Below are 23,449 nucleotides of genomic sequence, written 5' to 3'. Positions count from 1 at the left end.
ATTATTACTCTATTTGCGTTGAGCTGATTTGCGTGCAGGTATAAAAAAGTTAGAATTCAGCTGGTTTCGTTTTTTAAGTGGCTATTATGACAAATCAAATCCTGCTTGCCTGTATTTATCTTGTGGTGTTTATCTTTTTGCAGCGAGCATTAACTCAATGGGTGAAAAAACTCTCATTAATGAAGCAGGTGAGTGCGGCCCGTACCAGCCTAGTCACGCGGTTTATTTCCTATGTGATGTTTTTTATCACTTTGTCGTTAATGGCGGTTTCACTTGGATTAGGTTATCAAGATGTGTCGCTGTTTGTTTCCTCCGCGTTTGCGGTGATGGGTGTCGCCTTAGTTGCCCAATGGTCGATCTTGAGCAACTTGACTGCTGGCGTACTGATCTTTTTTGTATTTCCGTATCGGATTGGTGAACGTATTCGGGTGGTGGATAAGGATGAAGATATCAGTGGAGTGATTATTGAAATCGCGCTGTTTCATGTACTTATCCTCAGGGATAATGGCGATACCATCACCTATCCCAATAACTTGATGCTGCAGAAGGCGGTGTTAAAGCTGGCCGATCAGTCACCGCTTGCCGAGCGTCAAGCGTTGCAGGATGGTAAAAAGAAACTCGACCTCGAGTAATCATTCTCCTGTATGTGCGCCATCACTGTACATTTATTAGCAAACTGTTGTCGGCGCACTCGCAAGCACTTAGTTTTATTATCTTGGCGTTAGCTTTCGTTGCTTAATCTGTTTTATATAACAAAATCAGTGTTATTGATTACATTTTCCTCCATTTGTTTACCTTAGATTGTGCCCTGTTGCACGGTTTAGTGCTCACGAATCCGTAGAATCCGCGCTTTTGTTTTTACCTAATGGATCTAATTTAATGAAATCTAAACTTTTAGCTGTGACGATTGGCACGCTACTCGCGACCCAGTTAACCGGTTGTATGGGACAAATGGGTTTAAGCCAAATGGTGACTAAGGGAAATTTAAGTGCGGTGGATAACCGTTATGGTCGTGCAGGCTTGTTTATGCTGTTAAGCCCAGTGTATGGCATCGCGGCGACAGGCGATCTGTTCATCTTTAATACCATTGAGTTTTGGACTGGCAAGAATCCGATTACCGATAAATCACCCGCTGTGGTTGATATGCCAGTTGAGGCGATTTTTAAGATTAATCCACACGTGAGTGATGAGCTTAGATCTGCGCCAGTGAAGCTGACTCAGGCGCAAATTGCCTACCCCGATGAGCATACGGTCACTATGACGTTAGCCTACGAAGACGGTAGCACCCAGTTATTATCGGGCCGTAAAGTTGGCGAAGATGTGGACTTTTTCCTCGATGGTGCTTTTATCACGCGAGTGAGTAACCAAGAACTTGTTGCTTATAGCCAAAGCCGTTTACATGCGCCAGCAACACCTGCTGCTTAAGCTTTTGAATTATCCAACCCATAAAATGGTTTAGATTTATGGGTTGGATAATAACAATATTATCGCAGTACCCTCTGGAAAAACGCCACAGCTTGCTGATACATCTGCAGTGCTAGCGCGGGATCGTAGCGCTCGCCCTCATCACGCATAAAGGCATGCTGAGCATTCACCTCAAGCCAACTGAAGTTGCGGTTTTTAGCCATCAACTGTTGGTGGATCAATACCCGCCCCTCGGGCGATACATGGGGATCTTGCTTACCAAACACTAACACTAATTCCCCTTGAATATCGCCTGTGCGACTCAGCGAGTCATTGCCATAGGCACAGGGCAGGGTATTGGAATGAATGTCGGTGGGATAGAGGCAAAACGCGCCCAAAATCTCGGGATTGAGTGCTGCGCGGTAGGCTAAGTGGCCGCCAATACACACGCCCATACTGCCGACTTTTTCGGTGCAATAACTCTGCCGACGGGCAAAATCGATAAGGGCTTGGGTGTCGCTGTCGTGCTGCTCTAAGGGCTTGGCAAATTTATCGGCATTGCCTTTGTCTTTACCCATATCATCGTAGGCCAGCACTGTGCCTATCGGATTAAGCTCGTGAAATACCTCTGGCACTAACACCACAAAACCGTGACCTGCGAGAATAGTCGCGGTGCGGGCGATGGGCGCGGTTTGCTGAAATATCTCCGAGTAAAAAATGATACAGGGGAATTGCCCGGTGGCATCTGGGCGGTAGAGGTAAGTACGCATTAGCCCTGAAGGCGTGGAGATATCCTGAGTTTCCTGAGTGACTAACATATTGAGATTCTCTCTGTGAGGCTTCAAACGTTGAAGCCTCACTTTAGCAGTCAGGTATTAATCTGTCAGTTAAAACAGTTCATTACCACAGCGCCCGCCTGCGAGCACGGTTTTCACATTGCTCAGGGTTGTATTGGCGATCGCGCCCAATGCTTCTTCGGTAAGGAAGGCTTGGTGACCGGTAAAAATCACGTTGTGACAGGCGGATAAGCGACGGAACACATCGTCCTGAATGATTTGGTTCGACTTATCCTCGAAAAACAGTTCTTTTTCGTTTTCATACACATCTAACCCTAAGGAGCCAATTTGGCCGAGCTTTAAGGCTTCCATCGCATCGAAGGCATTGAGCAGACCGCCGCGGCTAGTGTTGATTACCATGACGCCGGGTTTCATCTTGGCAAAACTTTCTTTATTCAGCAGATGGTGGTTATCGGCGGTTAATGGACAATGCAGGCTGATAATATCGCTGGTGGCGTAAATGGTATCGAGATCTAAATATTCCACATTGAGCGCTTCTACCGCGGGATTTGGATAGGGGTCAAAGGCAATCACTTTACAACCAAAACCGAGCAATACCTTAATGGTGGCGACCCCAATCTTACCAGTGCCAATTACACCAACAGTTTTGCCAAACATGTTAAAGCCGACTAACCCCTCGAGTGAAAAGTTAGCATCACGGGTGCGTTGGTAGGCTTTGTGGATTTTGCGGTTTAGGGTCAGCATTAAGGCGACCGTGTGCTCGGCTACGGATTCGGGGGAATAGGCGGGCACGTTGACCACTTGCATACCTAAACGTTTTGCGGCGACTAAATCGACATTGTTAAAGCCTGCACAGCGCATGGCGATGATTTTTGTTCCGCCGTTAGCGAGTTCGACCAACACTTCTTCACAGAGAGAGTCGTTAACAAAGGCGCATACCACCTCAAAACCTTCGGCAAGCTTTACCGTTTGCATGCAGAGACGATAATCGAAATACTCAATTTGCGCACCAAATGCGGCATTAGTACGGTTAAAATGCTGCATGTCATAATGTTTTGCGCTAAAAAATCCAATTCTCATTTCAATCACCTAAGGGTTACATTGTTACTGGCACTGAGTGTATGTGACTCGGCGACATTTGTCCTCTGGTGATGAATTTACCCCGTAAAAAGAGTGAGCTTAGTCATCAATTGCTCAAAAAAGCATAAAAAAAGCGAGCCCCTGACGGCTCGCTTGTGTCGATAAGCTTGAGTGTTCAAGCTTGGCTCTCATGGTCGTGCTATGTGAGCCTAAGGTTAGTCCATTAACCTAGAAAGAATTGATATTAGTGATCTTTCGCGAATTTAGCGGCTGATGCACCTGCGATACGGCCATAGGTCACGATATCAGAGATAGCGTTACCACCTAAGCGGTTAGCACCATGTACACCACCAGTGACTTCGCCCGCAGCGTATAAACCTTCAATAGGTTTACCAGTTTTTTCACTCTTCACTTCGGCTTTAGTATCAATCACGATACCGCCCATAGTGTGGTGAACCGCTGGCGCGATTTCTAAGGCATAGAAAGGTGCGACAACTAACTCACGTGGTAAATCAGGACGTTCGAATTGAGTGTCTTTACCTGATTTCACGAAACCATTATAAGCAGTCACTGTTTTTGCCAGTTCAGCTGCTGGTATATCGAGTTGTTTCGCTAGCTCTTCGATGGTTTTACCTTCTTTAACGATGTTCAAGTGAACATAACCTTCGATGGCTTTCAAGCTCTTACGGATAGAGTCATCGAATACGAGGTAAGCACTTTCACCTTTTTGTTTCAGGATCGCAGCAGATGCTTTGTCACGGGTAGTGATTTCGTTCATGAAACGGTCACCATCACGGTTAACCACGATCGCACCGTTACCACGTACGGCTTCGGTAATCATCACACCGCCGGCTGGTGAGTAAGTTGGGTGAGCTTGGATGTATTCTAAGTCACGTGTTGCTGCGCCAGCTTGCAGAGCGACGTCTAAGCCGTCACCGGTAGCACCTGGGTGGTTAGTTGCTTTAAAGCCTTTTAATTTAGGATCATACTTAGCAACGCGGTCGTTGTTTTTCGCGAAACCACCAGCAGCAATAACTACCGCATCGGCTTTGATTACATAGTAACCAGTGTATTCACCTTTCACTAGAACGCCGGTCACTTTACCGCTCGCATCCTCAAGGATACGTACAACACGGCTGTTTAAACGAATATCAGTACCACGTTTAACGGCGTTGTCCCACAGTACTTGTGCAACGTGAGCACCAACACCTGCACCACCCGTTGGGCGGTGGCTACGGTTAACGCTTGCGCCACCCATACGGCCTACGTCAGTCATGTCGGCACCCATAGAGGTTAACCAATCAATAGAGTCTGAAGAGTTGTTGGCCAGGACTTTCACTAATTCAGGATCGTTAATGTTACGACCACCTTTCATGGTGTCGTCGATCATGATTTGTTTCTTATCTTGGATACCTAACTTAGCTTGTGGCTTAGTTTCTGCGGCGTTCATACCACCAGCAGCCAGTTTAGTGTTACCACCTGGGATAGGTTCTTTTTCTAACAGGATCACTTTTGCGCCAGCATCACGGGCTGAAACGGCAGCAGCAAGACCTGCACCACCAGAGCCGATAACGACAACGTCAGTTGTTTCTTTCACGCCTGCGGCAATGGCTTTATCTTGAGCCGCTTTGTCTGCATCGACAGGAACAAACTTACGTTCCCACTTGCCGCCAAATGGCATATCAAAGCCGAAGCTATGGCAAGCATCACAGTAGGTTACTGATTTTTCGTGGCCTTTGTGGCAGCTGGTACAAGCGATTTCACCGATTAAGTGAGATTTGTGCGGAGAAACTTTATCTTTTGGCGCTGCAGCAGCCAGTTCTTTTAGATCACCGTGGCAGCTAACACATTGGCCATTTTCATGAGTCAGGTTGTCGTTGGTTACGCCACCTTTGTCTGATACGTGGCAGCTATCGCAGCCACCCATTTCACCGTGAAAATCGGCTAGTACTTCTGGTGCAGCATAGGCTGTGCCAGCCATTGCACCAGAGATCAGCATGGCTAGTGCTGTTTTTTGAATCTTTCTTATGAACATAATTGTTCCTCCGCCGTACATTTCATCTACTTAATAAGGGTTATTCATCATGGCGTGATATTTATATTTTACTTAGCTCACGCGCTTTTAGAGTATTCTCCATGAACAAAGTTACCACTATCTAAAGAGGTATATGCGTACTTAGGTCACATAACGATTGTTACAGTGAGAATTACATAATTGAAATGTGCAATATGGCTGAAAATATTACTGAAATTGAAGTTAATCACTTAGAGAATACGGTATAACTTGCGTGAGTTAACATATTTTGGTGGCTTAATTATATTTGAATAATGAATGGTAAAATCAACTGTAGTTGGTGACTTGTTTTTAACTTTTTGATTTTAATTGTGTATTTTGATGCTTTTATTGTTTTAAATATTCTTTGCTCGCAGATTGAGTATTCAATAAATAATAATATAGCGCTAGTGTATTTTTGAAAAAATACAATATATTTTTCCAAAATGTTACTTAAGTGGTGTTAAGGGGTTAAATTTATGCCTAGGCAGCAGATTTCTGAAAAACGTTTTTGGGTACAGCGACTTAGTAAAACAGCCTTAAGGGCTTTACATATATTAGGCATTGCAGGTGCGGGTGGCGGGATATTATTAAACATTGATAAATCCCTTTGGTTAAATTATTGGTATCTCGCCATGAGCACCGGCAGCATATTAATGTTGTGGGAAATTATTCGGGATTGGCGTTGGTTAATTCAACTTAAGGGTGTGTTAACCCTTGGAAAATTAGGTTTGCTTTGTCTGTTTATCCCGCTTGCCAATTACAAGCCAGAGTTGTTTATCTTGGTGTTATTTTTATCTGTGATAGTCTCTCATGGCCCGTCTGGACTCAGACACTATTCGATAGTGCATCGCAAACAGATAGACACTAAAAAAGAGATAAAGGGATGACACACGCTACACTCTGCACAGCTTCGAGCTTAATTACCCAGTTTCAATGGCCCGAGCTTGCAGGGCTTAAGGTATTGGATTTAGCCTGTGGCTCTGGGCGAAATGGATTGTGGTTTCTGAATCAAAGCTGTGAAGTGACCTTTATCGATCAAGATTTGAGTACATTGGTCAAGCTAACACACGACAAAGCACATCAATGGCAGTGGAATTTAGAAGATGGCAGCGCCCCTCTGTTACCCCAAGACACTTTTGATATAGTGCTAGTCTTTAATTACTTACATCGGCCACTATTCCCGCAAATTGCCGCTAGCCTTAAGCACGGGGGACTCATTGTCTATGAGACCTTTACGTGGCAACAGGCGGAAATTGGCCGCCCTCGCAATCCCGATTTTTTACTCAAAGAACACGAACTACAATCCGTATTTGCTAACTGGCAACCTTTGCATTACTTTGAAGGGCGGTTAAGCGATGCTGTTACGGGTATTGAAAGTGCTAAGGCGCAGTTGATCGCGCGAAAACCGCTCCAGTGATCCCATTTGGGGTCAACTGCCACCATAAGTATTAAATAAGTGTAAGAGGCCAAGGATGTTTCCGTATCCAGAGCAGTATCGTGTTGCCATGCCACCTATAACCACGGCACTAATGGTGGCTTGGGCCCTGTTAAGCCACAGCTTGTTAGCCGATGCTAGCCCTTTTGCCTTGTATCCACTGTTTACCTTGTTTCCAGCTGTTATTGGGCTGCATTTATATTTGATTTGGCTTGCCAAAGGGATGAGTCGACTCGACCAATGTTTTTATGCCTTAGTGCATATTCCTCTGGCCTTTGTTGTGTGGACTTTCACTATTATGCATGTGAATGGTAATGCCTTTTCTTAAGCTTGATTGGTTCCCCTCAGCATAAGTGCATTAAAAATTGTAAATAAAAACGCCCCGAATTTCGGGGCGTTTTGGTTACACATTGAGCTAGGATTAGGCCGTAGTGTTGATATTGTGGCCGGTATTTCCCACGGGTTGAGGTGTTGCAGCGTTAATTAAATCAACGGCAATTTGACCTTCTGCCTTTTGCTGCTCTTTGGCTAACTGGGCCACTTTAACGCCAACGGCACCGTTTTCTAAGTTGGGCGTGATAGCTTGGGTGTTCAGTGAAATAGACATAACTAACCTCAATTGTAAGCTGAGTCTTTGTATCGGCAAGCTCAGGTTTTACTTTAGTCCGTTATCCCAAGTTTGCCAATCCAAAGCCGAGCGTTAATGCTTATACTGCCTTGTTGGCTTTTGCCGTCAGTAACTTGCGACTTAGCACTATGATGAAGGTGAGCCCTAAAGAGCCTAGGATTAACCCCAGTGCCAGCCCAACACTCTGTAGCGCAGTGGGATCAATCACTAGCGCAACCCCCATACCAAACATCATCACACCCGACATTAGCTTGAGTGCCTGGCCTTCTTTTTCGGTCAGTTTACGTTTGCCTAAGGTCGCACTAAACACAATCACAATAATTGCCAGTGGGATCACATAGACAATATTGTATAAAACCAGATACATATAGCGCTCAATCTCAGGCAGGTTATGCATGGATAGTACGCTGGTATAAATCATTGGGAAGCCTGCGGTGCAGAGCAGCTCGTAGGCATTGGCTAAAATCGCCAGTACGGTCGACCCCAGAATTAAGGCGCCTAAACTACTGGAATTAGAGAGTTTTCCCATGCGTTTGATCAGGCTCGTACGGTTTTCAGCCGACATTGAGAGGGTGACTTCTCCTTTAGTAAAGAAGTAGTCTTTTACGTTAATGGTGCCTGCGATCAAGGCTAAGACCCCAGCCGCTAAGATGATCATTCCACCATCACTACCTGCTCCTAGCAGTTTGAAGATATTCAGCCATGCCGTCATAAATAGGAAATAAATAAAGCCAGAGAAGAACACGAAGATACCGCCGACTAACAGCATACGGCTACGGCTCTTCGCATTAACCATAATCGACAGTAAAAACAGCAATACGAAGAAGGCGCAAGGGTTAAAGGCATCGACGCCAGCAAGTACTAACGTTAGCAGCGGGAGTGACATCGTCTCGGGAGTGACCACTCCGACAAGTGGTAATTCAACGGGTTGTACTTCAGCTTGGTCGTTACTTGCCAGGCTAGTTGCATCACAGGTGCCTTCGCCGGAGTCAGAACCACAGGTGCCAAATAATGGTGCACTGCTGGTTGATGCTGAACTCGGTGTGCCTTTTGTTGGCATATCTGCTTCGCTTAGCTGACCACCTAAGGATAAGTAACAATTCTTCAAACGATTTACGAGAAACTCTCCGGTCACCGCTTCACTCGAGTAACCCACAATGGCTTTTTCACAGCTTGCCATATAAGGGACGGAGCGAGCTTCAGTCGTGGTTTTGGCCGCGATATTTTGCCAAATATCCTGCACGCCAGGTGCAGAAACCATATGTGACTCGAGTTCTATCCATGGATATTTTTGGGGGAGTGAATCAATAAAGGGGTGAGCCTCTGCACAGTGGGGGCAGGTTTTTGACCAAAAAAAGTAGAGTTTAATCTTAAGCTCACCTTGGGCGTTGACGTAATGCCACGTTTGATCGGAAGTATTTGGGGTGTCGGCCCAACTAGGTGTGCTGAGCATTGCTAATGCGAGAGAGCATAGCAGAGCGAATTGGGTTAAGTATTTAGTCATAGTGCCTCCACAATTGTGGACAAGATGTGTTTTAAATGGATTTCTGACTATTACTCTACTGAATTCAATCCTTTTGATTAAATTAAGCATTAAGAAATGTTAGTTAACTCGCGATTAACTGGTTTTTGGGAAGTGAGGCAGGTTTACTGTTGGGGAAATAAGCTGCGAATAACTGAAAAGCACCCCAAGGTGCTTTTCAGTCTATGGTTAAGCGCTTAGTTTAATGCTATGCCATTAACACTCAGTTTTACATCGATATTATTACGTGTAGCGTTAGAATATGGACACACTTGATGGGCATGTTGTACTAAGGCTTCGGCTTCAGCTTGCGGCAGGTCAAGATTGACTTCTAGGGCGACAGTTAAGGCAAAACCTCCCGCATCATTGGCGCCAATGCCAACCACAGCACTGACAGGCGCTTCAGTAATGGCCACTTTGCCGATTTTGGCAACGTGCAAAACCGCATTAGAGAAACAAGCCGCATAACCTGCTGCAAACAGTTGCTCAGGGTTCGTTGCTAATCCACTTCCGCCCATTGCCTTTGGATAGGCGAGTGTTACATCGAGTAACCCATCATCGGTACTGACTTGGCCTTGACGACCTGCTCTGGCGGTTGCTCGGGTTTCATATAATGTTTTCATGTTTAGATCCTCAGTGTTTAAATAGTTAATTTAAATTGTGTGCAATTTAATTGTGATAAACTATAGTTCGATCTTTAGTGTGAATGCAAGTATTGTGCGCAATATATTTAAGTTTTTTGGAATGACTATGCCAAGCTCTGAGTTAACTTCAATGGAAAACGCGTTAGAAATGTCTGAAACCACCAATACAGACAATGTGTTATGCCTAGAGAATCAAGTTTGTTTTTCTCTATACAGTGCAGCAAATGCCATGGTGCGTGCCTATCGTCCTATGCTTGATAAGCTAGATTTAACCTATCCCCAATATTTGGTCATGCTAGTGTTGTGGCAGGATCAGGGGATTAGCGTGAAGACCTTAGGGGATAAATTATTTCTCGATTCGGGTACATTGACGCCGTTACTTAAACGTTTAGAGTCGAAGGGATTAGTGAGTCGCGGTCGTAGCGAACAGGATGAAAGAGTTCGGGTACTCAGTTTGACTTCTGCTGGTCAGGCGTTAAAGCGACAGGCTAGTGAGATCCCGCATTTAATGCGCTGTAAAATTGGGGCTGAAATTGATGATCTTAAAGCGCTAAAAGCCATGTGTGATAAAGCATTGGCACAGTTGCACAGTGTAGATTAGGTATCTCTGTTCGAAATAATTGGGATACGTTAGCCAGAAGCACATCAGGATGGATAAAACCTCTATGAGTTCATTCGATATTGCTATTATCGGTGGTGGCATCAGCGGTGTCGGCATTGCCCAATATGCCGCAGCGGCAGGGTATTCAACTTTACTTATTGAAAAAGGTGAGATTGGCGGCCAAACCTCAGCCAATTCCAGTAAGCTTATCCACGGTGGCCTACGTTACCTTGAGAGTGGGCAAGTTAATCTCGTGCGTAAGTCACTGCTTGAACGGCGTAATTTACTGGATCTGGCGCCTAGCTTAGTCAAACCCGTTCCTTTCTACATTCCCGTCTATCAGGACAGTCAACGCAATCCGTTGACGATACGTGCTGGGCTGAGTTTATATGCATTGTTGAGTGAATTTGACCCGCTTGGGCGTTTTGTCTCTATTCCCGCAGTGCATTGGCATCGTTTTAACGGGCTTAAACTCACTGGGTTAAAAGCGGTATTCCAATACTGGGATGCACAAACCGACGATAAATTACTCACTCAAGCAGTGGCGCGCAGCGCTCAAGCACTTGGCGCGCATATCTATGCCGAGGCCGAGTTTTTGCAGCTCAATCATTTACGGGAGCATATTGAGCTTAGCTTTCGCCATTGCGACCAAGTACAACAAATTGATGCCAAGCTGGTGATAAACGCCGCTGGCCCTTGGGTTAATCAGGTATTAGCTAACGTTGAGCCGCCTCTTGCGGGTGTTGAAATCGATTGGGTGCAGGGAGCGCATTTATTGCTCGACTTGCCTGCACCTGAGGGGATTTTATATTTAGAATCCTGCTTCGATAAGCGGGTGATTTTTGTGATGCCTTGGTATGGACAAATGCTCATCGGCACCACTGAAACAGTGCTGACGTCCATCGATACCCCTCCCAAAGTAACGGAATCTGAAACTCAGTACCTCTTAGGTATTTATCGTCATTACTTTCCACTTTCCCCATCGATTGAGGAGCTTAAGGCTAAGATAGTGCAAACCTATTGCGGCGTGCGAGTGCTACCTAAACAGGCTAGTTCCGCTTTTGAGCGGCCTAGGGATACCTTAATGCAAACCTCAGTTTCACATCCAAGGCTGCTGAGTTTATATGGTGGCAAACTCACGACCTTTAGAAGCACTTCTGCTGAAGTAATTGAATGGATTGAACAAAAGTTAGGGAAACGTCCACCAATCGCCGATGTAGACAGCCTCAGATTAACTTAATTCTGTCTAACATTGGGCGTGATGCTGTGGTTGAAGATGATCTTTTTGCATAAAAACGCTAAAGTGTGGCGCTTTTTAACTGAGGCCGTTACGGTATTTGTAATGCTTCAGTTGTTATCTCAATTTCACTCGCCATCTCAATAGATAAGATAGACGGGAACTGCTGTGGGTACGATGCTGTGAGTACATTAGTGCAATGTGGGTATTTTGAACAAGGCCAATGCCAATCCTGTCGTCATATTAAGCTCCCTATGTCGATGCAATTAGCGGCGAAAACCCAAGAATTACAGCAATTGTTAGCCCCATTTGTTGAGCATACTCATACCCAATTTTTGCCGCCCGTAGTGGGTGAAGACCAAGGTTTTCGTAACAAGGCGAAAATGGTGGTGCTTGGCGCGGCTCATGCGCCTGTACTGGGGATTGTCAGTCCAAGCGGTGAGGCGGTGAGTCTCTGTGACTGCTTGCTGTATCCTGCTGATATGCAAGCGTTGCTCCACCGTCTGGAGCGTTTTGTGCAGCAAGCGGGTATCCCGCCGTATCGTATCGATAAAGCCAAGGGCGAGCTTAAGTTTATTCTACTGACGCGCAGCCAAGTGCGCGGCGAATATATGCTGCGTTTTGTGCTGCGCTCATCCGATGCCATTGCCCGTATTGAACGGGAATTACCCGCGTTGCTGGCTGAATATCCACAAATCAGCGTCGTATCGGTAAATATTCAGCCCATTCATATGGCGATCCTTGAAGGGGATGAGGAAATTTTCTTAACTGAAAATACTCGTCTTGAAGAGCGCTTTAACGATGTGCCGTTATTTATTCGCCCAAAAAGCTTTTTTCAAACGAATCCACAGGTTGCTGCAAAACTGTATCAAACCGCCCGTGAGTGGGTTGGCGAATTTGCGCCAAACTCGCTGTGGGATTTATTTTGTGGTGTGGGCGGTTTTGGTTTGCACTGTGCCTCCAAAGATATCCCTTTAACTGGGATTGAAATCGAAGCTGAGGCAATTGCTTGCGCGAAGATGTCGGCGCAAATGATGGGGCTGGATAACGTGCAGTTTATGGCGCTCGATTCCACCGATTTTGCCAAGGGTGATGCGGCGCAAACAAAGCCCGATTTGATTATTGTTAATCCGCCGCGTCGTGGGATTGGTGAGTCCCTGTGTCACGCCTTAAGTGAATTTGCCCCTAGGGCGATATTGTATTCCAGTTGTAATCCCAAAACCCTTGCTAAAGATCTCGCCCATATTCGTGGCTATCGATTAACTAAGGTGCAGTTGTTCGATCTCTTTCCCCATTCGGATCATTTCGAAGTCTTAGCCATGTTGGTAAAAGATTAAGCGATCTAAATGAATGATCTCCTGAGCAGTAGATCGCTATAGTCAATTTAGAGGTCGATAAAAAGGAATTTTGCTCATTTTACCTTTGTTTGAGTATTTTTGTGTCTTGCGGATTTAGCTTTCATTAAACGGTCTTTTTAGTGACATAATCTTGTTCACTTTATGCATCGAAGGGCAAAGTTTATGCTGCAGATATTCTTACGTTTTTTTTCACTTGGTCTGATGAGCTTTGGTGGGCCAGCGGCGCATATTGGTTATTTTCGCCAGACCTTTGTCAACGAACTCGCCTGGCTTGATGATAAACGCTATGCCAGTTTTGTAGCCTTAAGCCAATTTATGCCGGGGCCGGGATCGAGTCAGGTGGGGTTTGCCATTGGTTATCATCGTGGTGGGCTTTTAGGGGCGATAGCCGCCTTTGCTGGATTTACCTTGCCTTCCTTCGTGCTGATGTATTTACTCGCTGTGACGACTGCCGCTTGGTTAGGTAACGAGTACATGCAAGGCATAGTGCATGGTTTAAAACTGCTGGCCGTCGTGGTTGTCGCAGATGCGGTATTGGCGATGTTTAAGCAATTTTGTCAACGGCAAACGGCGCGTTTACTCATGCTCGGTAGTGCCGCTGCGATACTCATTCTGCCTTTCTTATGGACACAAATCACCTTACTGTTGCTTGCTGCCATTTTAGGTATGTCATTCCTGAGTGCGACTGAGAGCGAGTCCAGTAAAGATGAACCGATTAGGTTAAATTACCTGAGCTTAGGATTATTCATTGTCTTATTTGTGGCGAGTTTTTTTGCCTTAAATCTGGGGATTGAAGCAGGGATTTTTGGTGAGTTTTTTCGTGTCGGGAGTTTAGTCTTTGGTGGCGGCCATGTGGTGCTGCCACTGCTTGAAACCGCTGTGGGTGATACGATGAGCGGCGATCGTTTTCTCACCGGATACGCCTTTGCCCAAGCTGTGCCTGGGCCGATGTTTACCTTTGCCACCTTCCTTGGCGCTGAGATGATGCTAGACAATCCCTTTGTCGGTGCGGCCATCGCAACTGTAGCAATATTCTTACCGGGATTTTTATTGATGCTGGTGGGCTTAAAAAGTTGGCATGCTATTGCCGCAAGGCCCAAGATTGCCGGCATGCTCTCGGGCATAAATGCCTGTGTGGTGGGATTATTGGCGGCTGCGCTGTATCAACCTGTATTTACCCAAGGGGTGTTATCTGCGGTGGATATGGCTGTTGTCTTGCTTGGTTTTGGTGCATTAAAACTCTTTAAACCGCAGATGTTGTTACTGGTCTTAGGTTTTAGCCTATGTGGCATAGGACTGATATTATTAGCTTAAAATCAGTTGAGTATAATTTTTATCCTCTATAGAAAATTTTGTTAACCCAAGCGCTAAGTGGATGCACCTTTTTGGCTATACTTCGACCATATAAAAAATATAAATTACATCACTCTGGAGTAAGCAAGCATGTCGAATTTAAGCCTGCGTAATAAATTACTGCTGTTATCTTTGTTTCCCCTCATCTTGACCTTATTAGTGTTAATGACTGTTTCCTACTATGTCGAACAGGAATCTCTCGCGGAAGAGTTTGTGACCTTTAGAACAAAATTAGTGGGCGAACGTAAACAACAAATTAAAGAAGCGACCGAAATTGCCGCGGGAATTGTGCAATACCAATTGTCTTTAAAGGAGCAAGGTAATGTGAATCAAGCATTGCGAGATATTCGTTTTGGCAGTGCGGGTTACTTCTTTATGTATGATTCCCAAGGTAAAAATATATTCCATGCTTTATTACCTAATTTAGAAGGTCAAAACAAAATCGATATGACCGACCCGCGCGGCACCAAGATTATTGTTGGTTTGCTGGATGCGGCGAAACGGGGTGATGGTAACTTTTCTTACTATTATCAGAAGCCTAATACCAATGAGCAAATTGAGAAGATAAGCTACGTGATGATGGTTCCAGGTACAGACTGGATGTTAGGAACTGGCGCTTATATTGATGATATTGAAGCCGTAGTTGAAGATTATCGTCAAACTGTGACTGAACAGATGGCTGAGAAATCGTTTATGATCCTCCTAATCGCCATTGTGTTAACGGGGATTACGGCGTTTATCATTATGGTCGCCGCCCATCGAATGGTCGTGCCGATCAAAAATATGGCTGATAATCTTAATGATATTGCTAAGGGTGAAGGGGATTTAACTAAGCGCTTAATGGTTAAAGGTGAAGACGAGATTGCTCAATTAGGTCGAGCTTTTAACTTGTTTGTCGATAAGCTACAAACCATTATCGGTGATGTGGCGAATGCGACCGCCAAAGTCAAAACGGCTGCCAATGCGATTCATGACCAAACGAAAGTGATGTCACACCAACTGCTCAGTCACAACAATGAGACTGACCAAGTCGTTACCGCGATTACTGAAATGTCATCTACCGCGAGTGAAGTCGCGCAAAACACCACCCAAGTGGCCGAAGCTACTCAAGCGGCGACAGGTGATGTAGCTAACGCTCAGCGCTGTGTCGATGCATCATTAGAAGAAATTGCTGGATTGATGGCGCAAATCAATAATGCCGCGGGCAGTATCAAATCGTTGAGTGAACAATCGCAGAAGATTAACAGCGTATTGTCGGTGATTGGTGGCATTGCCGAGCAAACCAACTTGCTCGCTCTTAACGCAGCCATTGAAGCCGCCCGAGCAGGTGAACAGGGACGAGGTTTTGCCGTGGTAGCCGATGAGGTACGTAACTTAGCCAGCCGAACTCAGGCAAGCACCTTAGAAATTAATGAAATGCTATCTGAGCTGCATAAGCTGGTCTCGCAGGCGGTGAAAACCATGGACGAGAGTCAGCAGAGTTGTGTGCGCTCGGTTGAATCTTCCCGTGCTATTTCTGAAAGCTTAGGTTCGGTTACCTCGGCGGTAACGGCGATTAACGATATGAGTACCCAAATTGCCACTGCGGCGACCGAGCAAAGCTCTGTGACCGAGGAAATCAACCGTAACGTTTATGCTATCCAAGAAATTGTGAATGAGCTGCTGCATTCCAGTGAAGATGCGGCAAGGGTGAGTCAGACTGTGTCGCAGGAAGGGACCAATCTTGGCAAGTTAGTTGGGCAGTTTAAAATTTAATACTGATTTATTATTGAGTTATAAAATAAAACGGGAGATAACATCTCCCGTTTTTTATATCCATTTATTGAGTCGTATCCCCAAATATCTGTTTAGGCTGGTTCGATAACCCGCTTAGTCACCTTTTCAACTCTTACTGCGCAAACCTTATATTCAGGGATATAAGCCACGGGATCTAAGGCATTGATGGTGAGTTTGTTCGCTGCGGCTTCGACAAAATGGAACGGCAAGAACAGTACACCGGCTTGGGCGCGTTTAGTCACAAAGGCATCTATCTCAATCTCGCCGCGGCGGGTGATAAGGCTAATTCTGTCGCCATTATTTATCCCGAGTTGCTCGGCATCATAGACTGAAATCATCACTTTAGGTGCGCCGAGTAAATCCAGTCCCGGTGTTTTACGGGTGAGTGTACCTGTGTGGAATTGTTCCAAGAGCCGCCCCGTCGATAGCGTCAGTGGATACTCGTTGCAGGGCATTTCGGCGGGAAGACGATAACTGACGGGCGTAAATAAGCCTAAACCGCGGGTGAATTGACTCTGGTGCATAATCGGTGTCCCCGGATGATTTTCATCTGGACAGGGCCATTGAATACCTTGATGCACTTTACCCTCTGCACTTGTGGTTAATCTTTCCCAACGAATACCGCGATACTGGGGTGTTAATACATTGATTTCAGCCCAAATAGCCTCTTCATCTTTGTAATCCCAGTTTGCGCCCATGGCATTAGCCAGCGCTTGTACGATCTGCCAATCGGGTAAGGCTTCCCCCGGTGAGGCAAGCGCTTGCTCGAGTCGCTGCACCCGACGCTCGGTATTGGTAAAGTGGCCGCGTTTTTCTACAAAAGCGGCGGCGGGCAAGACCACATGGGCAAGCTCGGCCGTCTCGGTTAAAAAGATATCCTGCACTACCAGAAAATCGATTTGACTCAGTGCATTAAGCACATGAGCTTGATCGGGATCGCTCAGCACTGGATTTTCACCCATCACATATAAGGCTTTGATTTTGCCCTTGGCAATGTCGTGCATCATGTGGGTTGCCGTGACGCCAATTTCCCCCGATAACGGCGTTTGCCAGTGGCTTTCGAAGCGCATTCTGGCATGAATATCCGTGACCTTTTGATAGCCTGTGAAGTAGTTGGGTAATGCACCCATATCACAAGCCCCTTGCACATTACTCTGGCCGCGCAGCGGATTGATACCCGCCCCTGATACTCCGATATTACCGCAGAGTAGTTGCAGGTTAGAAATGGCGGTGACGTTATCGTGGCCTGTCGTATGCTGTGTGATGCCCATGGCGTAGTAAACCGCCGTTTTTTGCGCCGTGCCTATGGTATGCGCGATGCGGGCGATATCCTCAGCCTTAACACCTGTGATTAGGGCGGCGTTTTCGAGGGAGTAATCCTCCTTCGCTAATTCCGCATAGAGGCCCTCGATCCCTTCAGTTCGCTTGGCGATATAGGCTTTATCTTGCCAATCGTGGCGAACAATTTCCGCCATAATGGCGTTTAATAGCATCACATCCGTGCCCGGTCTGTGGGCAACATAGAGTTCGGCCTTTTCTGCTATACCAACGCGTTTAGGATCGGCCACGATTAATCGTGCGCCGTGCTGCATTACCGCCTGCTGGATTTTTGAGGCAATAATCGGGTGGGCACAGGTGGTGTCTGAACCGATGATAAAGATAACATCCGAGTCTTTAATACTTGGAATATCATTGGTCATCGCGCCACTACCAATACTTTGCTGTAAGCCCGTTACCGTCGATGAGTGGCATAGGCGGGCGCAGTGATCGATATTATTGGTACCAAGAACGCTGCGGACAAACTTTTGCAGCACAAAGTTATCTTCGTTAGTCGCTTTAGCCGAGGCGAGACTAGCGATCGCGTTGCTGCCATCTTGCTGTTTTATCTCGGTTAAGCATTTCGCCACATAGGCGATGGCTTCGGGCCAACTACAAGGTTGTAGTTCGCCATTTTTACGTATTAATGGTGTCGTGAGGCGTTTGTCGCTGTGAATAAAATCGAAACCAAAACGCCCTTTAACACATAACATGCCCTGGTTAACAACCGAGTCTTTATTGCCTTCGATATGGCGAATGCGATTGGTGTTAGGGTCAATTTTAAGATCCAGACGACAGCCTACACCGCAGTAAGTACAAATCGTCGAGGCGGTTTTAAGTGCTGTTTTATCGCCTTGGCGTTTGTCCCGCGCATCGACCAGTGCGCCAGTGGGACACACCTGCACGCAGTTGCCACATTGTACACAGCGACTATCGGCCATGCTCGCGCTAAAGCCAACTCTCGGCGCGCGGCGCACGAGGCTTTGACTGATTTCCTGTGGCAGCGCCTGATAGGAATCTTCGGTAAATTGGATGGCGCAGTGGCCGCTCTGCTGCTGGCACACATCAACGCATTTGCCGCAGCTAATGCAACGGTTAGCATCGAATTGAATAAAGGGTGAACTCTTATCTACGCTGAAATGCCGTGCATTTTCAGTGGCTAAGCTTTTGCTCTCAACACCGTAATCCGTAGCGTAATCCCTCAGTTTACAGTCGGTATTGGCCTGGCAGGCACACTCAAGGCAACGCGCAGCCTCTTGCATAGCGGCATCTGCGGGAAAGCCCAATTCGACTTCACTGTAATTCAGCAGCCGTTGTAATGCTGTTAATTCGGGCATTTTCAAGCGGGGCTGACGTGGCGTATGAGGATAAAGCGTTGGCGCAGCTTCTGATGTTGTTTTAGCTTGCTTAAGGGCGCTCGGAATGGTTTTTACCGAGTTAAAATCGTGGGCATGTAAATCACAGCTAAGGCCAATTTGAAGCATTTTATCAATGGCTTTTGCCGCTTTTCGGCCATCACCAATCGCGGCAACCGCGGTGGCTGGGCCGCGGCGGGCATCGCCCATCACAAACAGTTTTTCCACACCCGATGACATGGTTTGCTCACAACCAATGAGGGTGTTCCAGCGACTGAGTGCCAGCTCGCCATGGCTGAGTTGCCCCATGGGATCTTGCATAAAGCTCAGGTCTGGTGCCTGCGAGACGGCGGCGATAACAGTGTCGAAGGCTTCGGTAAAGGTTTCCCCAGTGTCCACGGGGGCGCGTCTGCCTGAAGCATCAGCTTCACCGAGCGACATTTTGCTGAAGGTAACCGACTGTACATGTCCATTGGCATCACTATGATTTTCAATGGGATTGGTTAAGAAGTGGAATTTTACTCCTTCGACTTCGGCCTCGTGTACTTCGTAGGCTTCGGCGGGCATTTCGGCGCGGGTACGGCGGTAGATTAAAGTAACATCGCAGCCTTCACGTACCGCTGTACGAGCACAATCGATGGCGGTATTGCCGCCGCCGATGACTGCGACTTTTTTACCCAACTTCAGTTGCTTATCGAGGCAATGATCCTTAAGAAAATCTACTCCAAGATAACAGCCCGCCAGCTCCGAGCCTTTATAATTCATCGGCACTGCTTTTTGGGCGCCGATCGCAAGGCACACTGCATCGAAGTCGGTGACCAACTGGGCTAAGTGGATCTCATGGCCGAGGCGAGTATTGGTATGAATGATTAAACCATTACGGCACAGCAGCTCGATTTCTTTATCGAGAATCGCCTTGGGTAAACGGTATTCGGGAATACCGTAGCGCAGCCAACCGCCCGCCTTGGGCATGGCTTCAAATATCTCGACATTATGCCCTTGATTAGAAAGATAATAACCCGCACTTAAGCCCGCAGGGCCTGCGCCTATAATGGCAATTTTCTTCCCCGTGTCTGCGAGGCGTGGTGGTTGATAGCTATTGCCGTGCTCGTCATCGGCTAAATCTAAATCGGCAGCGTGGCGCTTAAGTTGGCGGATGGCAATAGGGTCGTCGACGAGGCCGCGGCGGCATTCGGTTTCGCAAAACGCGGGGCAGACACGGCCAATCGACAGCGGCAGTGGCAGAGTGTCTTTAATGACTTTAATCGCTTGGGTGTGGTCACCTTGGGCAATGTGGTAGAGATAACTTTGTACATCGACGCCCGCAGGGCATGCCTGTTGGCAGGGCGCTTCACAATCGGCAAAGTGATCACTCAAGATGGTGTTCAGTGCCGCTTGGCGCTGTTTGGTTAAAAACGCCGATTGGGTGATGACCTTCATGCCTGTTTGGGCAGGGGTTTCACAGGCTTTAACGCAGCGCAGACTGGCATCGCTATTTTCGATTTGCACCAGACAGAGGTTACAGTCCTGCTTTTCGGCATGGGCTTGCGTGTCCAATTGCCGTGAGGCGTCAGTGGGATCGCACAGGCTGGGAATAGCAATACCCGCCTTACGGGCTGCGTGTAATAGGTTATCGCTCGGCTCGGCCGAGACTATCTGATTATCGATTCGAAGTTCTATCATCCCATGGCCTTTTATATTTGTAGGGTGCTTGCTGCATGGCAGGCTTAAGGTGGATTTGAGTATAACTAGAGCGCTTTAGAAGACGCTTATGGTCGAGGGAAGTTTGATGCTAAATTGCTGCTGTCATCACAAACAGGCGTCAGACTGTGCGCTGATGAAAGTTTATTGGTGGAATACTGTGATTATCTCAGCATTTTATATGTGTTTTATCTGTATCTTGTTTAATCCTATGCAGTTTTTAGTGATTATCACTGTTTAGTAAACTCAATTTTTAATTGAATTGGGGCGTCAAGCTGGCAATTTCATGTAAGATCACAGTCTTAACTCGGCTTTGTTTGTTAATCTGCCGACCCTAACGGTGCTTTTTATGCTGATAAAATCGCAGTGAAACGCTATCACGCCCTAGGTTTACCAGCGTTGTTAGGTTAAAATGCGCGGTTGCAATTACCGTTAAGCGCCGCCTGCTTTGATGGGAAACCCATTAAAACGGCAAAAATAAGCGAAGTTAAAAATCCATGTTTGAAGTTAATCCAGTAAAATTCAAAATTAAGGAGCTTGCCGAGCGTACGCAGCTTCTTAGGGGGTATCTTTGACTACGATGCTAAGCATGAGCGTCTAGAAGAAGTCAGCCGTGAACTTGAAAGTTCTGAGGTGTGGAACGAGCCAGAACGTGCTCAAGCCCTAGGTAAAGAGCGCGCCAGCCTCGAAGCCGTTGTCAAAACTATCGATGATATGGACGCAGGTCTCGAAGACGTTGAAGGTCTGCTTGAGCTTGCCATCGAAGAAGAAGACGAAGACACCTTCAATGAAACCACCAAAGAGCTGGATTATTTAGAGAGCCGTTTGGCCGAACTCGAATTCCGCCGTATGTTCTCTGGTCCACAGGACGCCTCAAACTGTTACTTAGACATTCAGTCGGGCAGTGGTGGTACAGAAGCGCAAGATTGGGCCAACATGGTACTGCGTATGTATCTGCGTTGGGGTGAAGCCCACGGATTCAGTCCTGAGCTGATGGAAGTGACCGACGGTGACGTGGCTGGTATTAAGGGCGCGACCATTAAGTTTACCGGTGAATATGCCTTTGGTTGGTTACGTACCGAAACTGGCGTGCACCGCTTAGTGCGTAAATCGCCATTTGACTCATCGGGTCGTCGCCATACGTCTTTCTGCTCGGTATTCGTTTACCCTGAGATTGATGACGATATCACCATCGATATCAACCCTGCTGACTTACGTATCGACGTATACCGCGCCTCGGGTGCTGGTGGTCAGCACGTTAACCGAACCGAATCTGCGGTACGTATTACCCACTTACCGACCAACACGGTAGTGCAGTGCCAGAACGACCGTTCACAGCACAAGAACAAAGATTCGGCGATGAAACAGTTAAAAGCCAAACTGTTCGAATTAGAAATGCATAAGCAAAATGCCGAAAAGCAAGCCGCCGAAGATGCCAAATCTGACATCGGTTGGGGCAGCCAAATTCGTTCTTATGTATTGGATGATTCCCGTATTAAAGACTTACGCACTAGCGTGGAGACGCGCAATACCCAAGCGGTACTCGATGGCGATCTGGACAAGTTTATCGAAGCCAGTTTGAAATCAGGGCTGTAATTAATTCAAAGGTATAGACGAGAAATAAGATGACTGAACAAGTACAAGATGAAAACAAACTGATTGCCGAGCGTCGTGCCAAGCTAGACAGCATTCGCCCGAACTGCAGCGCGAATGCTCACCCTAATACCTTCCGTCGCACCCATAAAGCGGCTGAGTTGCAGGAAAAATACGGTCAAAACACTAAGGAAGAACTCGAAGCCTTAGGTTTTAGAACCAGCATCGCTGGCCGTATCATGGCAAAACGTGGCCCATTCCTGGTGATCCAAGACGTGTCTGGTCGCATCCAAGCTTATGCTGAAAAGGGTGTTCAAGCGGATCTGAAGGATAAATACCAAGGTCTGGATATCGGTGACATCATCGGCGTAACTGGTCAGTTGCACTTATCTGGTAAAGGCGATCTGTACGTCAACATGGAAGAGTACCAACTGCTGACTAAAGCACTGCGTCCTTTGCCAGAAAAATTCCACGGCTTAACCGACCAAGAAACCCGTTACCGCCAACGTTATGTGGACTTAATCGTTAACGAAGAATCTCGTCAAGCCTTCGTCATGCGTTCAAAAGTGGTTGCAGCTATCCGTAACTTCATGATCAAAAAAGAGTTCATGGAAGTTGAAACCCCAATGATGCACGTGATCCCAGGCGGCGCTTCTGCCCGTCCATTTATCACGCACCATAATGCGCTGGACATGCCAATGTACCTGCGTATCGCGCCAGAGTTATACCTCAAGCGTTTAGTGGTAGGTGGTTTTGAGCGTGTGTTCGAAATCAACCGTAACTTCCGTAACGAAGGTCTGTCGCCACGCCATAACCCAGAATTCACTATGATGGAATTCTATATGGCCTATGCAGACTACAAAGATCTGATGGACTTAACCGAAGAACTGTTAAGCTCTATCGCCATTGAGTTATTAGGCAGCGCGCAAATGCCATACGGCGAGCACACCGTTGATTTCGGTGGCCCATATGCCCGTTTAAGCATGTTAGAAGCGATTCAGAAGTACAATCCTGACAACGCGACTATCCAAGCCATGACTTACGAGCAAGTGAAAGATCTTGAATTCATGCGTGAACTGGCTATCAGCCTAGGCATCAAGATCGAGAAGTTCTGGACCTGTGGTCAACTATTAGAAGAAATCTTCGGTGAAACCGCTGAATGGCAGTTAATGCAACCGACCTTCATCACTGGCTACCCAGCGGACATTTCGCCACTGGCACGTCGTAACGATGACAATCACTTCATTACCGACCGTTTTGAATTCTTCATCGGTGGCCGTGAAGTGGCTAACGGTTTCAGCGAGTTAAACGATGCTGAAGACCAAGACAGCCGCTTTAAAGCGCAGGTTGACGCCAAAGACGCAGGTGACGACGAAGCCATGTTCTACGATGCAGACTACATCACTGCGCTGGAACACGGTTTACCGCCAACAGCGGGTCAAGGTATTGGTATCGACCGTTTAGTGATGTTATTCACTAACACTCACACTATCCGTGACGTGATCCTGTTCCCAGCGATGCGCCCACAGGCTTAATTGCTGTATCGGGTTGCAGATAAAACCTGCGACCCAATGGCATTGGATGAATTTAAA

Annotated in this window: 19 protein-coding genes; 12 read left to right on the top strand and 7 right to left on the bottom strand. The window is 46.8% G+C overall.

All coding sequences use genetic code 11. From position 1 onward, the window contains the following. Positions 1-86 precede the first annotated feature (86 nt). Both SHEWPOL2_RS12725 and SHEWPOL2_RS12720 read left to right on the top strand, forming a co-directional pair. Positions 87-632: a mechanosensitive ion channel family protein gene (locus SHEWPOL2_RS12725; protein WP_037414676.1), complete on the top strand. Its 546-nt coding sequence runs from the start codon at positions 87-89 to the stop codon at positions 630-632. A gap of 247 nt (positions 633-879) precedes the next feature. Beyond that, entirely contained in the window at positions 880-1,425 is a 546-nt protein-coding gene (locus SHEWPOL2_RS12720; protein ID WP_037414674.1) for a DUF3332 domain-containing protein, read from the top strand. A gap of 59 nt (positions 1,426-1,484) precedes the next feature. Here the strand turns inward: SHEWPOL2_RS12720 and SHEWPOL2_RS12715 are convergent, their stop codons facing one another. The 3 genes from SHEWPOL2_RS12715 to fccA form a co-directional block, all read right to left on the bottom strand. Further along, a complete protein-coding gene (locus SHEWPOL2_RS12715; RefSeq protein WP_037428768.1) occupies positions 1,485-2,222 on the bottom strand; it encodes a dienelactone hydrolase family protein in 738 nt (245 codons plus the stop codon). Between the two features lie 69 nt (positions 2,223-2,291). Next, the gene (ldhA, locus tag SHEWPOL2_RS12710; RefSeq protein ID WP_037428766.1) at positions 2,292-3,281 is read right to left on the bottom strand and encodes a lactate dehydrogenase LdhA; all 990 of its coding nucleotides are present in this window, start codon (positions 3,279-3,281) and stop codon (positions 2,292-2,294) included. Between the two features lie 244 nt (positions 3,282-3,525). Beyond that, entirely contained in the window at positions 3,526-5,316 is a 1,791-nt protein-coding gene (fccA, locus tag SHEWPOL2_RS12705) for a fumarate reductase flavoprotein subunit FccA (protein ID WP_037428763.1), read from the bottom strand. A 497-nt stretch (positions 5,317-5,813) separates the two neighbouring features. Here fccA and SHEWPOL2_RS12700 point away from each other — a divergent pair, with 497 nt between their 5' ends. The 3 genes from SHEWPOL2_RS12700 to SHEWPOL2_RS12690 are packed head-to-tail and all read left to right on the top strand — an operon-like array spanning position 5,814 to position 7,100. Beyond that, positions 5,814-6,224: a hypothetical protein gene (locus SHEWPOL2_RS12700; protein ID WP_037428760.1), complete on the top strand. Its 411-nt coding sequence runs from the start codon at positions 5,814-5,816 to the stop codon at positions 6,222-6,224. Further along, positions 6,221-6,754, top strand: a complete 534-nt coding sequence (locus SHEWPOL2_RS12695; RefSeq protein WP_037428758.1) for a class I SAM-dependent methyltransferase — start codon at positions 6,221-6,223, stop codon at positions 6,752-6,754. The genes SHEWPOL2_RS12700 and SHEWPOL2_RS12695 overlap by 4 nt, the downstream gene beginning before the upstream one ends. 55 nt (positions 6,755-6,809) lie before the next feature. After that, positions 6,810-7,100: a hypothetical protein gene (locus tag SHEWPOL2_RS12690; RefSeq protein ID WP_037414668.1), complete on the top strand. Its 291-nt coding sequence runs from the start codon at positions 6,810-6,812 to the stop codon at positions 7,098-7,100. A gap of 93 nt (positions 7,101-7,193) precedes the next feature. Here SHEWPOL2_RS12690 and SHEWPOL2_RS12685 read toward each other — a convergent pair whose 3' ends face one another. The 3 genes from SHEWPOL2_RS12685 to SHEWPOL2_RS12675 form a co-directional block, all read right to left on the bottom strand. Continuing rightward, the gene (locus tag SHEWPOL2_RS12685) at positions 7,194-7,379 is read right to left on the bottom strand and encodes a hypothetical protein (protein ID WP_011621607.1); all 186 of its coding nucleotides are present in this window, start codon (positions 7,377-7,379) and stop codon (positions 7,194-7,196) included. Positions 7,380-7,479: 100 nt separating this feature from the next. Next, complete coding sequence (locus tag SHEWPOL2_RS12680; protein WP_037428756.1) at positions 7,480-8,904, bottom strand: cytochrome c biosynthesis protein; 1,425 nt, start codon at positions 8,902-8,904, stop codon at positions 7,480-7,482. 215 nt (positions 8,905-9,119) lie between these two features. Beyond that, entirely contained in the window at positions 9,120-9,545 is a 426-nt protein-coding gene (locus tag SHEWPOL2_RS12675; protein ID WP_037428754.1) for an organic hydroperoxide resistance protein, read from the bottom strand. A 127-nt stretch (positions 9,546-9,672) separates the two neighbouring features. Between SHEWPOL2_RS12675 and ohrR the strand changes: the two genes are divergently transcribed. The 5 genes from ohrR to SHEWPOL2_RS12650 all read left to right on the top strand — a co-directional run bounded on the left by ohrR (position 9,673) and on the right by SHEWPOL2_RS12650 (position 15,870). Further along, a complete protein-coding gene (gene ohrR, locus SHEWPOL2_RS12670; RefSeq protein ID WP_037428753.1) occupies positions 9,673-10,167 on the top strand; it encodes a hydroperoxide resistance transcriptional regulator OhrR in 495 nt (164 codons plus the stop codon). Between the two features lie 64 nt (positions 10,168-10,231). After that, positions 10,232-11,407, top strand: a complete 1,176-nt coding sequence (locus SHEWPOL2_RS12665) for an FAD-dependent oxidoreductase (RefSeq protein ID WP_037428751.1) — start codon at positions 10,232-10,234, stop codon at positions 11,405-11,407. A 179-nt stretch (positions 11,408-11,586) separates the two neighbouring features. Beyond that, positions 11,587-12,741, top strand: a complete 1,155-nt coding sequence (gene rlmC, locus SHEWPOL2_RS12660; RefSeq protein ID WP_037428748.1) for a 23S rRNA (uracil(747)-C(5))-methyltransferase RlmC — start codon at positions 11,587-11,589, stop codon at positions 12,739-12,741. A 183-nt stretch (positions 12,742-12,924) separates the two neighbouring features. After that, a complete protein-coding gene (gene chrA, locus SHEWPOL2_RS12655) occupies positions 12,925-14,076 on the top strand; it encodes a chromate efflux transporter (RefSeq protein ID WP_037428746.1) in 1,152 nt (383 codons plus the stop codon). A gap of 129 nt (positions 14,077-14,205) precedes the next feature. After that, positions 14,206-15,870, top strand: coding sequence for a methyl-accepting chemotaxis protein (locus SHEWPOL2_RS12650; RefSeq protein ID WP_037428742.1), 1,665 nt, complete (start codon positions 14,206-14,208; stop codon positions 15,868-15,870). 92 nt (positions 15,871-15,962) lie between these two features. Here SHEWPOL2_RS12650 and fdhF read toward each other — a convergent pair whose 3' ends face one another. Next, the gene (gene fdhF / locus SHEWPOL2_RS12645; protein ID WP_037428739.1) at positions 15,963-20,246 is read right to left on the bottom strand and encodes a formate dehydrogenase subunit alpha; all 4,284 of its coding nucleotides are present in this window, start codon (positions 20,244-20,246) and stop codon (positions 15,963-15,965) included. 515 nt (positions 20,247-20,761) lie between these two features. Here fdhF and prfB point away from each other — a divergent pair. Both prfB and lysS read left to right on the top strand, forming a co-directional pair. Continuing rightward, positions 20,762-21,860 (top strand): peptide chain release factor 2 gene (gene prfB / locus SHEWPOL2_RS12640; protein WP_181382077.1). Its coding sequence is split into 2 segments (ribosomal slippage): positions 20,762-20,836 and positions 20,838-21,860, totalling 1,098 coding nucleotides; the frame shifts between segments, so codons are not numbered across the junction. Positions 21,861-21,889: 29 nt separating this feature from the next. Then, entirely contained in the window at positions 21,890-23,392 is a 1,503-nt protein-coding gene (gene lysS / locus SHEWPOL2_RS12635) for a lysine--tRNA ligase (RefSeq protein ID WP_037414843.1), read from the top strand. Positions 23,393-23,449 lie beyond the last annotated feature (57 nt).

It is taken from the genome of Shewanella sp. POL2 (assembly GCF_000282755.1).
GTDB classification, from domain to species: domain Bacteria; phylum Pseudomonadota; class Gammaproteobacteria; order Enterobacterales; family Shewanellaceae; genus Shewanella; species Shewanella xiamenensis.
Note: the sequence above shows the minus strand (reverse complement) of the source record. Positions and strands in the feature narration are given on the sequence as shown.

Coding starts and splice junctions, on each gene's coding strand:
- SHEWPOL2_RS12690 (WP_037414668.1), top strand. CDS start 6,810: ATGTTTCCGTATCCAGAGCAGTATCGTGTTGCCATGCCACCTATAACC.
- ldhA (WP_037428766.1), bottom strand. CDS start 3,281: ATGAGAATTGGATTTTTTAGCGCAAAACATTATGACATGCAGCATTTT.
- SHEWPOL2_RS12720 (WP_037414674.1), top strand. CDS start 880: ATGAAATCTAAACTTTTAGCTGTGACGATTGGCACGCTACTCGCGACC.
- chrA (WP_037428746.1), top strand. CDS start 12,925: ATGCTGCAGATATTCTTACGTTTTTTTTCACTTGGTCTGATGAGCTTT.
- fdhF (WP_037428739.1), bottom strand. CDS start 20,246: ATGATAGAACTTCGAATCGATAATCAGATAGTCTCGGCCGAGCCGAGC.
- SHEWPOL2_RS12665 (WP_037428751.1), top strand. CDS start 10,232: ATGAGTTCATTCGATATTGCTATTATCGGTGGTGGCATCAGCGGTGTC.
- fccA (WP_037428763.1), bottom strand. CDS start 5,316: ATGTTCATAAGAAAGATTCAAAAAACAGCACTAGCCATGCTGATCTCT.
- ohrR (WP_037428753.1), top strand. CDS start 9,673: ATGCCAAGCTCTGAGTTAACTTCAATGGAAAACGCGTTAGAAATGTCT.
- lysS (WP_037414843.1), top strand. CDS start 21,890: ATGACTGAACAAGTACAAGATGAAAACAAACTGATTGCCGAGCGTCGT.
- SHEWPOL2_RS12685 (WP_011621607.1), bottom strand. CDS start 7,379: ATGTCTATTTCACTGAACACCCAAGCTATCACGCCCAACTTAGAAAAC.
- SHEWPOL2_RS12715 (WP_037428768.1), bottom strand. CDS start 2,222: ATGTTAGTCACTCAGGAAACTCAGGATATCTCCACGCCTTCAGGGCTA.
- SHEWPOL2_RS12695 (WP_037428758.1), top strand. CDS start 6,221: ATGACACACGCTACACTCTGCACAGCTTCGAGCTTAATTACCCAGTTT.
- SHEWPOL2_RS12725 (WP_037414676.1), top strand. CDS start 87: ATGACAAATCAAATCCTGCTTGCCTGTATTTATCTTGTGGTGTTTATC.
- SHEWPOL2_RS12675 (WP_037428754.1), bottom strand. CDS start 9,545: ATGAAAACATTATATGAAACCCGAGCAACCGCCAGAGCAGGTCGTCAA.
- SHEWPOL2_RS12680 (WP_037428756.1), bottom strand. CDS start 8,904: ATGACTAAATACTTAACCCAATTCGCTCTGCTATGCTCTCTCGCATTA.
- SHEWPOL2_RS12650 (WP_037428742.1), top strand. CDS start 14,206: ATGTCGAATTTAAGCCTGCGTAATAAATTACTGCTGTTATCTTTGTTT.
- SHEWPOL2_RS12700 (WP_037428760.1), top strand. CDS start 5,814: ATGCCTAGGCAGCAGATTTCTGAAAAACGTTTTTGGGTACAGCGACTT.